11 protein-coding genes are annotated in these 14,852 nt (G+C 74.9%); 6 read left to right on the top strand and 5 right to left on the bottom strand.

The window, feature by feature from the left end; genetic code table 11:
* The first annotated feature begins 159 nt into the window (after positions 1-159).
* Positions 160-1,380, top strand: coding sequence for an MFS transporter (locus GEV43_RS07655; RefSeq protein ID WP_160820078.1), 1,221 nt, complete (start codon positions 160-162; stop codon positions 1,378-1,380).
* 316 nt (positions 1,381-1,696) lie between these two features.
* Here GEV43_RS07655 and GEV43_RS07660 read toward each other — a convergent pair whose 3' ends face one another.
* On the bottom strand, positions 1,697-3,235 hold the full coding sequence (locus GEV43_RS07660; protein WP_160820079.1) for a PLP-dependent aminotransferase family protein: 1,539 nt from the start codon (positions 3,233-3,235) through the stop codon (positions 1,697-1,699).
* Positions 3,236-3,348: 113 nt separating this feature from the next.
* Between GEV43_RS07660 and GEV43_RS07665 the strand changes: the two genes are divergently transcribed.
* Positions 3,349-4,314, top strand: a complete 966-nt coding sequence (locus tag GEV43_RS07665; RefSeq protein ID WP_160820080.1) for a DMT family transporter — start codon at positions 3,349-3,351, stop codon at positions 4,312-4,314.
* A 163-nt stretch (positions 4,315-4,477) separates the two neighbouring features.
* A complete protein-coding gene (locus GEV43_RS07670; RefSeq protein ID WP_160820081.1) occupies positions 4,478-6,118 on the top strand; it encodes a fumarate hydratase in 1,641 nt (546 codons plus the stop codon).
* Here GEV43_RS07670 and GEV43_RS07675 read toward each other — a convergent pair.
* Positions 6,099-7,610, bottom strand: a complete 1,512-nt coding sequence (locus GEV43_RS07675) for a serine/threonine-protein kinase (RefSeq protein WP_160820082.1) — start codon at positions 7,608-7,610, stop codon at positions 6,099-6,101. The two genes, GEV43_RS07670 and GEV43_RS07675, sit on opposite strands and share 20 nt — an antisense overlap.
* Positions 7,611-7,789: 179 nt before the next feature.
* Here GEV43_RS07675 and GEV43_RS53200 point away from each other — a divergent pair, with 179 nt between their 5' ends.
* From GEV43_RS53200 to GEV43_RS07685, 3 genes are all read left to right on the top strand, one after another.
* On the top strand, positions 7,790-8,449 hold the full coding sequence (locus GEV43_RS53200) for a serine/threonine-protein kinase (protein ID WP_254715863.1): 660 nt from the start codon (positions 7,790-7,792) through the stop codon (positions 8,447-8,449).
* Positions 8,332-9,075: a hypothetical protein gene (locus GEV43_RS53205; RefSeq protein WP_309239512.1), complete on the top strand. Its 744-nt coding sequence runs from the start codon at positions 8,332-8,334 to the stop codon at positions 9,073-9,075. Before GEV43_RS53200 ends, GEV43_RS53205 begins: the two co-directional genes overlap by 118 nt.
* A gap of 116 nt (positions 9,076-9,191) precedes the next feature.
* Entirely contained in the window at positions 9,192-10,586 is a 1,395-nt protein-coding gene (locus GEV43_RS07685) for an aspartate ammonia-lyase (protein ID WP_160820083.1), read from the top strand.
* 70 nt (positions 10,587-10,656) lie between these two features.
* Here the strand turns inward: GEV43_RS07685 and GEV43_RS54665 are convergent, their stop codons facing one another.
* The 3 genes from GEV43_RS54665 to GEV43_RS07700 all read right to left on the bottom strand — a co-directional run bounded on the left by GEV43_RS54665 (position 10,657) and on the right by GEV43_RS07700 (position 14,840).
* Entirely contained in the window at positions 10,657-11,136 is a 480-nt protein-coding gene (locus tag GEV43_RS54665) for a lytic transglycosylase domain-containing protein (RefSeq protein ID WP_160820084.1), read from the bottom strand.
* 686 nt (positions 11,137-11,822) lie between these two features.
* Entirely contained in the window at positions 11,823-12,911 is a 1,089-nt protein-coding gene (locus GEV43_RS49675) for a lytic transglycosylase domain-containing protein (protein WP_241682827.1), read from the bottom strand.
* 573 nt (positions 12,912-13,484) lie between these two features.
* Entirely contained in the window at positions 13,485-14,840 is a 1,356-nt protein-coding gene (locus GEV43_RS07700; RefSeq protein WP_160820085.1) for a PhoH family protein, read from the bottom strand.
* Positions 14,841-14,852: the final 12 nt, after the last annotated feature.

A 14,852-nucleotide genomic window follows, 5' to 3' on the forward strand; every position in this document is an offset into this window, starting at 1 on the left:
TCTCCCGACCGGCCCGGACCGGCCCCCGGCCCGGCCTCCGGCCACGCGAGGGGCGAACGGGCGGGGCCGGGGCGCTCTGACCGGCGCAGACCGGCATTGACCGGCACGGGCTCCGGTCTCTACGCTGACGCGAATCTTCTTCATATTCCTGGAGTCCGGATGACCACGACGCGGGACCGTCAGGCACGGTTCGCCACCTACGCCGGTTTCGCCGTCCAGGGGCTGTGCTTCGCCTCGCTGGTGACCCAGGTCCCGCAGATCCAGAAGACCCACCACCTCAGCGACGCCACGCTGTCGCTCGTCCTGCTCATGGTGCCGCTGATCGCGGGCGTCGGCAGCGTCCTGTCGGGCCTGCTGTTCCCCCGCGTCGGCAGCGGGCCGGTGCTGCGCGTCGCCCAGCCCGCCGTCGCGGTCACGATCGTCCTGGTCGGCCTGACCGGCGACAACGACCCGGCGCTGTACGGGGCGGTCGCGCTGTTCGGGCTGTTCGTCGGCGCGGTGGACGCTTCGATGAACGCGCAGGCGGTCACGGTCGAGCGCCGCCACGGGATCAGCCTGATCACCGGGTTCTACGCGGTCTGGAGCGTCGCGGGCATCCTCGGCGGGCTCTGGGCCTCGCTCTGCAACAAGATCGACCTGTCGCTGCTCACCGGGTTCGCGATCGCCTCCGCGCTCGGGATCGCGGTGTCGCTGTCCACCGGCCACCGCCTGTTCCGGCGCGAGGAGGAGGCGGACGGCCCGTCCGCGAGCGAGCTCAAGGCCGCCGGGCGGCGCGTCCCCTGGCGCCCGATCCTCGTCGTCGGCGCCGCGATGGCCGTCGCCTACCTCGCCGACTCGGCGATCTCCAGCTACGGCGCCAAGTACCTCGACGACGAGCTGTCGAGCAGCGACTGGGTCGCGCCGCTCGGGTACGTGGCGTACCAGGTCGCGATGGTCGTCAGCCGCGCCGTCGCCGACCTCGGCGTGCGCCGCTCGGGCGCGGTGCGGATCGTCCGGATCGGCGGGCTGGTCGGCATCGCCGGCATGGTCGGCGTGGTCGCGGCGCCGAACGCCTACGTCGCCATCCCCGCGTTCGCGGTCGCCGGGCTCGGGCTCAGCGTGATCGCGCCGGTGTCGTACACCGCCGCCGGGCGCGTCGACCCGACCGGCCTCGGCGTCGCCGTGGCGCGCGTCAACATCTTCAACTACGTGGGATTCGTGCTCGGCGCCGCCGTGGTCGGCGCCATCGCGCCCGTCAGCGACGAGAACGGGCTGCGGCTGGCGTTCATCGTGCCGACCGTGCTCATCCTGGTCGTGTTCGCGACGGCGAAGGGCTTCGCCCCGAGGCCCGTGCCCGGTGCGAAGCCCGACGCTCCCGCCATGGAACGCCCCGTCGCGTGACGCGCGCGGCGGCCGTGGAACCCGCTCGGACGCCCCGTCGCGCGACGCGCGGGGTCAGACGTTCTCCTCCAGAGCGCTGACGGCTCGTTCGCCCGCGAGCTGGGCCTCTTCGGGGAGAGGTCCTTGATCGCCTGGGCCAGCGCGACCTCGGCGGCGTCCGCCGCCGCGCGGGCGGTCACCGCGTGTTCCTGGGCCCGTTCCAGATCGCCGAGCCCGACACAGTCGAACGCCACCTGCGCGTCGTGAACGGCCATCTTGAGCTGCCGGGCGGACTCGTCCAGGCTCATCCGTACCTCCTACACCGGGGATCTTTCTCCTACCCGCGAGCACGCTGGGTAACCACCCGCCCCAGCAGCCGCGCCGCCTCCTCCAGCCGCGCCTCGCCGAGGCGCGCGTACCCGAGGACGAGCGCGGGCGGCGCCTGACCGGCGCGTTCGGCCGACCACATCGGCGCGGCGCCCGCGACGCACACGCCGGCCTCGGCGGCGTCGCGGGCCACCTGGCGCTCGTCCGCGCCGCGCGGGAGTTCCACGTAGAGATGGATTCCCGCTGAGACGCCGTGAACCATCACACCGGGTACATGGGCGCGCAGCGCGTCCGCGAGCGCGTCGCGGCGCGCCCGGTAGCGGCGGCGCATCATGCGCAGGTGCCGGTCGTAGCCGCCGCCGGAGAGGAACTCGGCGAGCGCGTACTGCTCCAGGACCGGCCCGCCGAGGTCGGTGCGGGCTCGGTGGACGCGGAGGCGCCCGGCGAGGTCGCCGGGCGCGACGGCCCAGCCGAGCCGCAGCGCGGGCGCGAGGGACTTGCTGACCGAGCCGAGCAGGACGACCCGGTCGGGGTCCACGCCCTGGAGGCAGCCGACCGGGTCGCGGTCGTAGCGGAACTCGGCGTCGTAGTCGTCCTCGACGATCACGCCGCCGACGTCGCGGGCCCAGGCGATCAGCGCGGCGCGGCGGGCCGGGGAGAGCACCACGCCGGTCGGGTACTGGTGCGCGGGCGTGACGAGGACGGCGCGCGCGCCCGTCCGGGCGAGGGCGGCGACGTCGATGCCGTCGCCGTCCACCGGGACGGGGGCGAGGGCGACGCCGGTCGCCTCCAGCATGGGGATCTGCCGGGCGCTGGTCGGGTCCTCGACGGCGAGGACGCGGTGGCCGTCCTCGACCAGCAGCCGGACCAGCGCCGACAGCGCGTGCGCCACCCCGTTCATGATCACGACCTGGTCCGGCGCGGCGTGCGCGGCGCGGACCCGGCCGAGGTAGCCCGCCAGCTCCGTCCGCAGCGCGGGCACGCCGCCGGGGTCGGGGTAGGTGAACGCGTCGTGCGGGAGGGCGCGCAGCGCGGCGCGCGAGGCGGCCGTCCAGCGCTCCCGGGGGAACGAGGCGAGGTCGGGCGTCCCGGGCCACAGGTCGTACGCGACCGGCGCGGCGGGCGGGCCGCCGGACGCCTGACCCTCTGGCCACACTTCGGTGTCGGCGGCGGGCGGCGCCGGGTCGGGAGCCGGACGCGGGGCCCGTCCCGGGTCCGGGCCGCCGGCCCTGATCGCGACGGGGCCGCCGAGCCACGCGGACGGCTCCGGGCCCGCGGGCGCCGGGCCCGCGCCGTCGGGGCGGGCGAGCGGGGCCACGCGGGTGCCGTCGCCGCGCCGGGAGACCAGGAAGCCCTCGGCGACGAGCTGCTCGTACGCGGTGACGACGACGCCGCGCGAGACGCCGAGATCGCGGGCCAGGTCGCGGCTCGACGGCAGCCGCGTCCCGGCGACGAGCCGCCCGGATCGGACGGCCGCGCGGAACCCGGCGGCGATCTGGGCGGCGAGGCGTCCGGCGCTCCGGTCGAGAGGAAGGTGGAGATCGGTCACATCACACTCAGCGTTGAGAGGGGCCGCAGGCGTCACCTCCGCCCCCTGGTCCACTCGACCGGGACCCGATTGGTCCTGTCGCGTGAACCAGACGGGACCTAGCGTTCCATGCCATGAACCGTTCGACCAGCACGCGGGGGACGGTCGGCGCCGCGGTCGCGATGTCGCTCGTCGGATCGCTGACCGCCGTGTCCGCGACGATCGCCGACTACCCCGTCTTCGGCGGCCAGGCCGTCCGCTACGCGGTGGCCGCCGCGATCCTGCTCGCCGTCTGCCGCGCCGTGGAGTCCCGGCGCGCCGGGCCGCGCGGCGCGGAAACCCGCCGCGCCGCCCGTCCGACCCGGCGGGAGTGGGTGTACCTGGCCGCGGTCGCGGGCACCGGGCTCGCGGCGTTCAACGTGTTCATCGTGCTGGCGACGGAGGACACCTCGCCCGCGACGGTCGGGACGGTGATCGCCACCGTGCCGATCGCGCTGGCGCTGGCCGGTCCGCTGCTCGAACGCCGCAGGCCCGCGCCCGTCCTGGTCGTGTCGGCGTGCGTGGTGACCGCCGGGGCCGCGCTCGCGAACGGGCTCGGCAGCGGCACCGCGCGCGGGCTGCTGCTGGCGCTCGGCGCGCTCGCGGGCGAGGTGTGCTTCTCGCTGCTGGCCGTCCCGGTGCTGCCGCGCCTCGGGCCGCTGCGGGTGTCGGCGTACTCGGCGGCGCTCGCGGCCCCGATGCTGCTGGCGGCCGGCCTCGCGGCGGACGGCGCGGGCGTGCTGCGCGCGCCGACGGGCGCGGAGCTGGCCGGCCTGGCGTACCTGTCGGTGGTCGTCACCACGGTCGCGTTCCTGCTCTGGTACGACGCGCTCGGCCGGCTCGGGCCCGACCGGGCCGGGCTGTTCGCCGGGCTCATCCCGGTCTCGGCGGTGATCACGACCGTGCTGCTCGGCCTCGGCCGCCCGGGGCCGGCCGACCTCGCGGGCGCCGCGCTCGTCGCGGCGGGCGTCGTGATCGGCCTGCGCCCGTCCCGGGCCCGGCGGCCCGAGACCGTCCCGGACGGGCCCGCCGGACGCGAGCCGGCGCTCGAAGCCGGGTGACCGGACGGCTCGGCCGCACGGCGCGGAGCCGGGTAGCCGAGGGGCGCGGAGCCGGGCGGCCGGGCGGCGCGGAGCCGGGTGGCCGGGGGCGCGGAGCCCGCGGGAACGGGGCCGTACCCTGTAGGGCGGCCCCCATCGGATGACGCGAGGATCTGCGAGTCACATGCCTGAGTTCTCCTACACCGACCTGCTGCCGCTCGGCCCGGACGAGACCGAGTACCGGCTGCTGACCTCCGACGGCGTGTCCACGTTCGAGGCGAACGGCCGGACGTTCCTGCAGGTCGAGCCGGAGGCCCTGCGGCTGCTCACCGAGACCGCGATGCACGACATCTCGCACCTGCTGCGGCCCGCGCACCTCGCGCAGCTCCGCCGCATCCTGGACGACCCGGAGGCGTCGCCGAACGACCGGTTCGTGGCCCTGGACCTGCTGAAGAACGCGGGCATCGCGTCCGGCGGCGTCCTGCCGATGTGCCAGGACACCGGCACGGCGATCATCATGGGCAAGCGCGGCCAGCACGTCCTCACCGACGGCGCCGACGAGGAGCACCTGTCCCGGGGCGTGTACGACGCGTACACCAAGCTGAACCTGCGCTACTCGCAGATGGCGCCGGTCACGATGTGGGACGAGAAGAACACCGGCAGCAACCTGCCCGCGCAGATCGAGCTGTACGCGACGCCGGGCGACGCGTACAAGTTCCTGTTCATGGCCAAGGGCGGCGGCAGCGCCAACAAGTCGTTCCTCTACCAGGAGACCAAGGCCGTCCTGAACCCCAAGCGGATGCTGGCCTTCCTGGAGGAGAAGATCCGCTCGCTCGGGACGGCCGCGTGCCCGCCGTACCACCTGGCGATCGTCGTCGGCGGCACGTCCGCCGAGTACGCGCTGAAGACCGCCAAGTACGCCTCCGCGCACTACCTCGACACCGTGCCGTCCGAGGGGTCGCCGCTCGGGCACGGGTTCCGCGACGTGGAGCTGGAGGGGCAGGTGTTCGAGCTGACGCAGAGGCTCGGCATCGGCGCGCAGTTCGGCGGCAAGTACTTCTGCCACGACGTGCGCGTGATCCGGCTGCCCCGGCACGGCGCGTCCTGCCCGGTCGCGATCGCGGTGTCGTGCAGCGCCGACCGGCAGGCCCTCGCCAAGATCACCGCCGAGGGCGTCTTCCTGGAGCGGCTGGAGACCGACCCGGCCCGCTACCTGCCCGAGACGACCGACGAGCACCTCGACGACGGCGTCGTGCACCTCGACCTCAACCGGCCGATGGACGAGATCCGCGCCGAGCTGACGAAGTACCCGGTCCGGACGCGGCTGTCGCTGACCGGCCCGCTCGTCGTCGCCCGCGACATCGCGCACGCCAAGATCAAGGAGCGGCTGGACGCCGGGGAGCCGATGCCGCGGTACCTGCGCGACCACGCCGTCTACTACGCCGGGCCCGCGAAGACGCCCGAGGGGTACGCCTCCGGGTCGTTCGGGCCCACCACGGCCGGGCGGATGGACTCCTACGTCGAGCAGTTCCAGGCGGCGGGCGGCTCGCTCGTCATGCTCGCCAAGGGCAACCGGTCGCAGCAGGTCACCGACGCCTGCAAGGCGCACGGCGGGTTCTACCTCGGCTCGATCGGCGGCCCCGCCGCGCGCCTCGCCCAGGACTGCATCAAGAAGGTCGAGGTGCTGGAGTACCCGGAGCTCGGCATGGAGGCCGTCTGGAAGATCGAGGTCGAGGACTTCCCGGCGTTCGTCGTGGTGGACGACAAGGGCGAGGACTTCTTCGCCGACACGACGGGCCCCGTCCTCACCATCGGCCGTCGCTGAACCCGGACCCGGACCTCGGCCGCTGCTTCTTCCGCGGCTTGCGCGGCTTGCCGTGCCACGGCGGGACCCCCGGCAGCCACGTCGGCGGGACCGTCGGCGTCGCGGTCGGTCCCCCGGACGAAGGCGCAGGCGGCGGCGTGCTCTTCTTCCCGGAGGTCGGCGCCGCCGGCGCGGCGCCGCCGCCGGACGGCCCCGGGGCGTCCGCGCCGCGCGAACCGTTCGGCGGCGGGTCCGGCGCGGGGATCTTCCGCGCGGACGGTACGGCCCGTCCCTCCGACACGTCCTCGCCGACGCGCCCTCCGGACGGCGGCCTGGTCACCGTCCGCCCCGGCTCCCCCGCACCGGCCCCGGCGTCCAGGCTGACCGCCACCGCGACGGCCACCACCGCCGCCGTGCTCGCGAGCGCCGCGGGCAGCCCCGCCCGCAGCCAGGGCGCACCGGTCCGGCGTCGCTCCTCGCGTCGTTCGCTCGGCGTGCCGTCCGGCAGGCGCGTGGCGACGTCCGGAGGCCGCGGGTCCTGCGTGGCGGCGGGCGGGTCCGTGGGGGGAACGGGCGGCGGCTGCCAGAGCGCGGCGATCGCCTCGGCGGCCGTACCGGCGGGCGCGGTTTCCACGCCGTCCGCCGCTTGCGCGCTGGGCGGGCGCTGCGTCCGCGCCTCCGAACGGGCGGCGAGCAGCGCCAGGAGAAGGTCGTCGACGGACGGCCGGTCGGACGGGTCCTTCGCGATCGCGGCCGACACCAGCCCGTGCAGCGGTTCGGGCAGCCCGGCCAGGTCGGGCGGCAGGTGGACGATGCGTCCCGCGACGAGGTCGCCGTCGCCCGCGCCGAACGGATGGCGGCCCGTCGCGGCGTACGCGACGAGGCAGCCCCAGCCGAACACGTCGGAGGCCGGGGTCGCCGGGCCGCCGAGGAGCCGTTCGGGCGCGATCCACCCGGGGCTGCCCATCACGAACCCGCTCTGCGTCGGGCCCTGGGCGAGGTCCACGGCGCGGGCGATGCCGAAGTCGATCACCCACGGGCCGGAGCGGGCGAGCAGCACGTTGGCCGGCTTCAGGTCGCGGTGCACGAGCCCGGCGCCGTGGATGGCGGCGAGCGCGGCGGCGACCCCGATCGCGACGGCCTCGACGGTCGCGGCGGGCAGCGGTCCGTCCCGTTCGACGACGCGCGCCAGCGGCGGCCCCTCGATGTACTCCGACACGATGAACGGCCGGACCAGGGCGCTGCCGTCCTCGATGACGCGGGCCGTCCACGACGAGGCGACGCGGCGGGCGTACCCGGCCTCGGCGCGGAACCTGGCGCGGGCGGACGGGTCGTTCGCCGCGGCCGAGCGCAGCGCCTTGACCGCGACCCGGCGGCCGGACTCGTCGCGCGCGAGGTAGACGACGCCCATCCCGCCCGCGCCGAGCCGTCCGAGCAGGGTGAAGCGGCCGATGGCGGGCGGGTCCCCCGGTACGAGCGGCGCGGCGCCGCCCCCGTGCTCCGTCGCGTCCACGCAAGCCTCCCGGGATCGGAGTGCTCACCGTCCTCATGGGCACTGCTCCCCCCACCATCCACGAAGAGGGGACCCCGCGCAGGCGGTACGAACCAGTAGGTCACAGTATTGGACCTAAATCCAAGTTGGTCCCAAGGTCTCCCCGCTGACCGCATGGCCACTCCGGTATCTTTTCCGCCATGTCTCAGTCAGAGCGCCTCGTGCTCGCGACGCGCTACCGGCTGGTCTCGGAAATCGGCCAGGGTGCCAACGGCACCGTGTGGAGAGGGCATGACGACCTCCTCGACCGCGCCGTCGCGATCAAGGAGTTGCGGCTCCCCGACGACCTCTCCGAGGACGACCGGGTCGTCTTCTACCGGCGCACCCTCCGCGAGGCGCGCGCCCCCGCGCAGCTGCGCGCGCACTCGATCGTCGAGGTCTACGACGTCGTCATCGAGCAGGGCCGCCCGTGGATCGTGATGGAGCTGATCGAGGCGCCGAGCCTGGAGCAGCTCATCGAGCGCGACGGGCCGCTCCCGCCCGAGCGGGTCGGGCACATCGGGCGCAGGCTGCTGGACGCGCTCGGCGCCGCGCACCAGGCGGGGATCGTGCACCGCGACCTCAAGCCGAGCAACGTGCTGCTCGACGGCGACCGGGTCGTGCTGACCGACTTCGGCCTGGCGTTCTCGTCCGGCTCGGCGAGCCTGACCAAGACCGGGCACTTCATGGGCTCCCCGCGTACGTGGCGCCCGAGGTCGCCGCCGGCGAGAAGGCCACCCCGCGCTCGGACCTGTGGTCGCTCGGCGCGACGCTGTACGCCGCGCTGGAGGGCCGCCCGCCGTTCGAGCGCGACAACGTGATGGCGACGCTGAGCGCCCTCGCCAACGAGTCGACGCCGCCGCCGCAGCACGCCGGCGCGCTCGCCCCCGTGATCACCGGGCTGCTGGAGAAGAACCCGACCCGGCGGCTCAGCCACGCCCGCGCGGTCGACCGGCTCGAACGGGCCGCGTCCGGGCCGCGCTCCGGCCGCCGCCCGCCGACGCCGCGGCTGCGGCTGATGGCCGTGCTCGCGCTGATCGGCGCGACCGTCGCGTCCTGCGGGATCGGCGCGACCGCGCTGATCGTCGGGATGATGCGGGAGAGCCCCGGCCCGTCGCCCACCGCGCCGTCCACCCCGCCCGCCAAGCGCGACGGCGGCGCAGCGGGCGACGCCGCCCCGGCCGGGGCCGAGACCAGCACCTTCGCCGTACGGGCCCGTACCGGCGCGTGCCGGATCTTCGTGTCGGTGCCCGGCGCGACCACCACCGTCCTGAGCGACGAGACGCTCGTCAAGGGCGACGCCCGCCGCTACGCGCAGCCCCGCATCAACGCGGTGGTGTACGACGCGTCCGCCTGCGACGTCTGGGTGCGCGGCCACCGGCAGGCGGCGGGCGCCCCGGGCGAGCGCAAGAACTACACCGTCAGCGCGAAGCCCTCCGGCGGCTGACACCCGTCCCCGGCCCGCCGGCCGCCTCCCGGGTCCGGGCACGGCGGGAATGCGCGAGGCGCTCGCGTGGCTGCCACCAGGGCGGGGATAGATTCGTTGACGGAGGTGGCTTTTCCATGACCGAGCAGGAGTTCCGGGTCGAGCACGACTCCATGGGCGAGGTGCGGGTCCCGGCGGCGGCGAAGTGGCGGGCGCAGACCCAGCGCGCGGTGGAGAACTTCCCGATCTCCGGGCGGGGCCTGGAGCCCGCCCACATCGCGGCGCTCGGGCAGATCAAGGCCGCGGCGGCGACCGTGAACGCCGAGCTCGGCGTGCTCGACGGGGACCTGGCCGCCGCCGTCAACGCGGCGGCGCTGGAGGTCGCGGCGGGCCGGTGGAACGACCAGTTCCCGATCGACGTGTTCCAGACCGGCTCGGGGACGTCCTCCAACATGAACGCCAACGAGGTCGTCGCGACGCTCGCGCAGGAGCGCCTCGGCCGTCCCGTCCATCCGAACGACCACGTCAACGCGTCCCAGTCGTCCAACGACGTGTTCCCGTCGTCCATCCACATCGCGGCCACGGGCGCCGTCGTCAACGACCTGATCCCGGCGCTGCGGCACCTGGAGGGCGCGCTCGGCGGGAAGGCGGCCGAGTTCGCGACGGTGGTGAAGTCGGGCCGCACCCACCTGATGGACGCCACGCCCGTCACGCTGGGCCAGGAGTTCGGCGGCTACGCCGCCCAGGTCCGCTACGGCGTCGAACGGCTCCAGGCCGTCCTGCCCCGCCTCGCCGAGCTGCCCCTCGGCGGCACGGCGGTCGGCACGGGGATCAACACCCCCGAGGGCTTCGCGCCGCGCGTCATCGCCGAGATCGCCCGCGTGACCGGGCTGCCGCTGACCGAGGCGCGCGACCACTTCGAGGCGCAGGGCGCCCGCGACGGCCTGGTGGAGGCGAGCGGCGCGCTCCGTACCATCGCGGTCGGCCTCAACAAGATCGCCAACGATCTGCGCTGGATGGGGTCGGGCCCGCGCGCCGGGCTCGCCGAGATCCGGCTGCCCGACCTCCAGCCCGGCTCGTCCATCATGCCGGGCAAGGTCAACCCGGTGATCCCCGAGGCCGTCACGCAGGTCGCGGCGCAGGTCATCGGGAACGACGCGGCGATCGCGTTCGGCGGCGCGGCGGGCAGCTTCGAGCTGAATGTGATGCTGCCCATGCTGGCCCGCAACGTCCTGGAGTCGATCACCCTGCTCGGCAACGTCGCGCGGCTGCTCGCCGACCGCTGCGTGGCGGGCGTCGAGGCCGACGAGGACCGCCTGCGCGAGTACGCCGAGTCGTCGCCGTCGATCGTGACGCCGCTCAACAAGTACGTCGGCTACGAGGAGGCGGCCAAGATCGCCAAGCAGGCGCTGGCCGAGCGCCGGACGATCCGCGAGGTCGTCCTGGAGCGCGGCCACGTCGACAACGGCACGCTCACCGTCGAGCAGCTCGACAAGGCCCTCGACGTGCTCGGCATGACGAACTCGTCCTGACGGGCGAGGGGGCGGGCCGTGCCCGCCCCCTGCCGCTCACCTCAGTACCAGCCGCGGCCGTTGGCGTGCTTCAGGGCGCGGCAGGGCGTCTTGTAGCGGCCCTTGACGTAGCCGAGCCCCCACTTGATCTGCGTGCGGGGTTGGACTTCCAGTCCTTCCCGGCGCTGCGCATCTTGCGGCCCGGCAACGCCTGCGGGATGCCGTACGCGCCGCTGGAGCGGTTGTGGGCCTTGTGGTTCCAGTGGCTCTCCCGGTTCCAGAGCTTCACCAGGCACCCGTACTGCCGAGTGGACCATCCGCGCTTCTTCACCATGGGCTTGGCGAGGGCCTTGTTCCGTTGCGCGCGCGTGGGCTTCTTCTTCGCCTTCGCGGTGACCGCGGTCTGCGCGGCCGCGGTCTGCGCGACCGCGGCGCGGGTCGGGGCGGCGGCCTGCGCCGGGACGGTCTCGGCGACGACGCCGAACGACAGCGCCGCCGCGAGCGCGAGCGTGGCGGAACGCCGGACGGGGGCGTTGCGGCGGAGGGCTGTCGCGGAGCGCGGGAAGGACATGCGATCCAAAACGGAACCTTTCGTCGTGCCGGGCGGTCGTTCGGCCCGGCGGGCTCCACGCGAGCGCCACCGTCCGGGGGACGGACGGCTCGCGTGATTCCGGAGTGACGGCGGTGACGCGCTACGGCGCGTCCCGCTGGGGAATGGGGCACGGCGGCGCGTGGGACGCGCCGGGCCGTGGCTCGCGGGCGTGGCGACGCGTGGAGGGCGCCGGGCCCGGAGGCGGGCGCACCGAGGTACGGCGCGCCGGCGGTGGAGGGGTTGGGCGCGACGGGGTACGGCGCGCCGAACTGCGGAGGGATTGAGCGCGCCAGGGTTCAGCGCGCCGTTTGTGGAGGGGTTGGGCACGACGGCGCGTGGGACGCACCGGGGCCGGTGCCGCCGCGGCGCTCAGGCGCGCCAGGGGCGGTCGGTCGGGGACACGGTCATCACGGGCACGGGTGCGTCAGGGGGACGCTCCGTACCGTGCTGTGGGCCCGCTGCGGGGCCTGCCGCCTCATCGCGGCGGGTGCCGCTCCTTCGCGGCGTGGGGCGCCGCCGGTGGGCGGCTCATCGCCGCGTCGTCGCGGCGGCCGTGCGGCGCGTGAACGGATCTCACGCGCGCGGGAGGACGGATGCGTCCTCGGAGGACCGTCGGGTCCTCACCGGGCGGCGCGGTGGCACCGGCCGCCCGGACGTCTCGCGATCTAGTACCAGCCGACGGACTGGGAGTGGCCCCAGGCGTCGCACGGCTTGCCGTAGCGGCCGCCGATGTAGCCGAGGCCCCACTTGATCTGGGTCCTGGCGCTGGTCCTCCAGTCGGATCCGGCGCTCGCCATCTTGGAGCCGGGCAGCGCCTGCGGGATCCCGTACGCGCCGGAGGGGTTGGCGGCGTTGGTGCGCCAGCCGCTCTCCTTGTTCCACAGCTTCACCAGGCAGCCGAACTGGCCGGGGCCGTTCATGTTGAAGCCGGGGAGCATGGACTTGGCGATCGCCTGCGCCTCGCCGGCGGGCACCGGGTCGCCCGCGGGGACCGCGCTGCCGCCGCCGCCCGAGCCGTTCTTCGGCTTCGGCTTCTTGGTCGGGATCGGGTGGCCCTTCGCCTGGAGCTTCGGGCTCTTGGCGCTCTTGCGGGCGGACCGGTTGGCGCGGGCCAGCGCCTGCTGGCGGCGCTGGGCCTCCATGACCTTGGGGTCGACCTGCGGCTGCGCCGCGTCGGCGAGGGGGGCGGCGTTGCCGGGCTTGACGGTCGCCGCGCCGGAGTCGCCGCCGGAGCCGGTGAGGGCGAACGCGCCGACCGCGCCGCCGCCGACCACCACGGCCGCGCCCGCGGCCACCGCCGCGATCTTGACGCCGGTGCGGCGGGCCGCGCCGCCGGAGCCGGGCGCCGCCGCCTTCTTCGCCCCGGCGGGACGGCGCCTGCCGTCGCCGAGCCGGCGCTGGCGGCCGCTCGCGGGCCGGCCGCCGCTCGCGATCTCGTCGCGGGGCGCCGCGCCCTCACCCGGGACGGACCCGAAGGAGGCGGTGTCGCCGGCCTCGCCGGTCTCCACGACGCGCGTCGCGAACGGAGAGCCGGCGACCTTCACGTCGTCCTCGTGCGGGGCGCCGGGGCCGTCCAGCGGGCCGCCGAACGGCTCCTGGGCGCCCGCGGGGGCGCCTGCGAGATCGAACGGCGCGCCCTCGGCGTCGTGCGGCGCGCCGGGAAGGTCGTGCTGCGCCGAGGGGGTCAGGGGCGCCGGGGAGTCAAAGCTCTGTCGATCGTCTCGCCTAGGGGACCCGGGACGGTCTCCGAACAAGGCGGTCCTTCCGACGGTCGCACGCGCATGGGCACGCGCACGAGCTGTTTTCACCCCCGGCCCGGCCATCGCCCGGAGGCGGGCGGTCCCGGTCCTGGAGGAGCGCCGCTCCGGTCGCGCGTCAGGGGTCGCGCGGCGGGCCGGCACCTCTCTGGGGGTGCTTACGAGGAGACACAATGCCCGAGTCCGAGGGATGCTCCGCAACCGAAACGAGACGAATGCCCCGGCTCGTGCCGTTGTCAACCCTCCCCGACGATCACCGAAACCGCGATGGGACCTGGGATTCCTTACATCCGGCTTAGGTTCTGTGACGTTCATCACAGTCACACGGGACGGCGTTTACCGATCACCCTCCGTGCCGATTTCGGTCACACGAATCACACGGGTGTCATCTCCCTCACACCCCCGGACGCCCGTCCACGCCGTCCGCGCTCTGCCTCGCTCCGCCCCCGCGCCGTGCGGGCACGCGAACGCCCCGGCGGGTCCGGTGAGGGTCCGCCGGGGCGTTCGTGCGCTGGTGCGTCGTAGGCCGACGCGCCCTGGAGCGCCGGGCCGTCCGCGCCAGGCGCCGGCTCAGGCGCCGATGTCGCCGAGCATGTCGGTGACGAGGGCGGCGATGGGCGAGCGCTCCGACCGGGTCAGCGTCACGTGCGCGAACAGCGGATGGCCCTTGAGCTTCTCGGCCACCGCGGCGACGCCGTCGTGCCGTCCGACCCGCAGGTTGTCGCGCTGCGCCACGTCATGGGTGAGGACGACGCGCGAGCCCGCCCCGATGCGCGACAGCACGGTGAGCAGGACGCCGCGTTCGAGCGACTGGGCCTCGTCCACGATCACGAACGCGTCGTGCAGGGACCGGCCGCGGATGTGGGTGAGGGGCAGGACCTCCAACATGCCACGGTCCAAAACCTCCTCGATCACCTCCGGGGTGGTCACCGCCGACAGCGTGTCGTAGACGGCCTGCGCCCACGGCGACATCTTCTCGTTCTCCGAGCCGGGCAGATAGCCGAGCTCCTGGCCGCCGACGGCGTACAGCGGCCGGAACACCACGACCTTGCGGTGCCTGCGGCGCTCCAGGACGGCCTCCAGGCCCGCGCAGAGCGCCAGCGCGGACTTGCCCGTGCCCGCGCGCCCGCCGAGCGAGACGATGCCGATGTCGTCGTCCATGAGCAGGTCCAGGGCGATCCGCTGCTCGGCCGACCGGCCGCGCAGCCCGAACACCTCCCGGTCGCCGCGCACGAGCCGCACCGACTTGTCGGCCTGGACGCGCCCGAGCGCCGAGCCGCGCTCCGACAGCAGCCGGAGCCCGGTGTGGCAGGGCAGGTCGCGGGCCTCCTCCAGATCGGCCTCGCCCTCGTCGAACAGCGCGTCGACGCTCGCGGCGGGGACCTCCAGCTCCCGCATCCCGGTCCAGCCGGACTCCACGACCGCCAGCTCGGCCCGGTACTCCTCGGCCGCCAGGCCCACCGCGGACGCCTTGACCCGCATCGGCAGGTCCTTGGAGACCAGCACGACGTCGCGGCCCTCGCGGGCGAGCCAGCTCGCGACCGACAGGATCCTGGTGTCGTTGTCGCCCAGCCGGAAGCCGTCGGGCAGCACGCTCGCGTCGGAGTGGTTGAGCTCGACCCGCAGCGTCCCGCCGAGCTCGCCGAGCGGCAGGGCCTCGTCGAGGCGCCCGTGCTCCAGCCTGAGGTCGTCCAGCGTGCGCAGGGCCTGCCGGGCGAAGTAGCCGAGCTCTGGGTGGTGCCGCTTGGCCTCCAGCTCGGAGATGACGACGATGGGGAGTACGACCTCGTGCTCGGCGAACCGGGTCATCGCCCCGGGGTCGGCCAGCAGGACGCTGGTGTCGAGGACGTACGTGCGCCGCTGCTCCGGAACGGGCGTTCCGGACGGGTTCCCGGAAGCGGGACGGCGCGGGGAGGTTGTGGCCACTCGATCTCCCTG

Source organism: Actinomadura sp. J1-007 (assembly GCF_009793335.1).
Classification (GTDB): domain Bacteria; phylum Actinomycetota; class Actinomycetes; order Streptosporangiales; family Streptosporangiaceae; genus Spirillospora; species Spirillospora yumaensis.

Excerpts from the sequence above, each read along its gene's own strand:
- GEV43_RS07665 (WP_160820080.1), top strand. The coding sequence starts at position 3,349 with ATGAACCGTTCGACCAGCACGCGGGGGACGGTCGGCGCCGCGGTCGCG.
- GEV43_RS54665 (WP_160820084.1), bottom strand. The coding sequence starts at position 11,136 with ATGTCCTTCCCGCGCTCCGCGACAGCCCTCCGCCGCAACGCCCCCGTC.
- GEV43_RS07655 (WP_160820078.1), top strand. The coding sequence starts at position 160 with ATGACCACGACGCGGGACCGTCAGGCACGGTTCGCCACCTACGCCGGT.
- GEV43_RS53200 (WP_254715863.1), top strand. The coding sequence starts at position 7,790 with ATGTCTCAGTCAGAGCGCCTCGTGCTCGCGACGCGCTACCGGCTGGTC.
- GEV43_RS07685 (WP_160820083.1), top strand. The coding sequence starts at position 9,192 with ATGACCGAGCAGGAGTTCCGGGTCGAGCACGACTCCATGGGCGAGGTG.
- GEV43_RS07670 (WP_160820081.1), top strand. The coding sequence starts at position 4,478 with ATGCCTGAGTTCTCCTACACCGACCTGCTGCCGCTCGGCCCGGACGAG.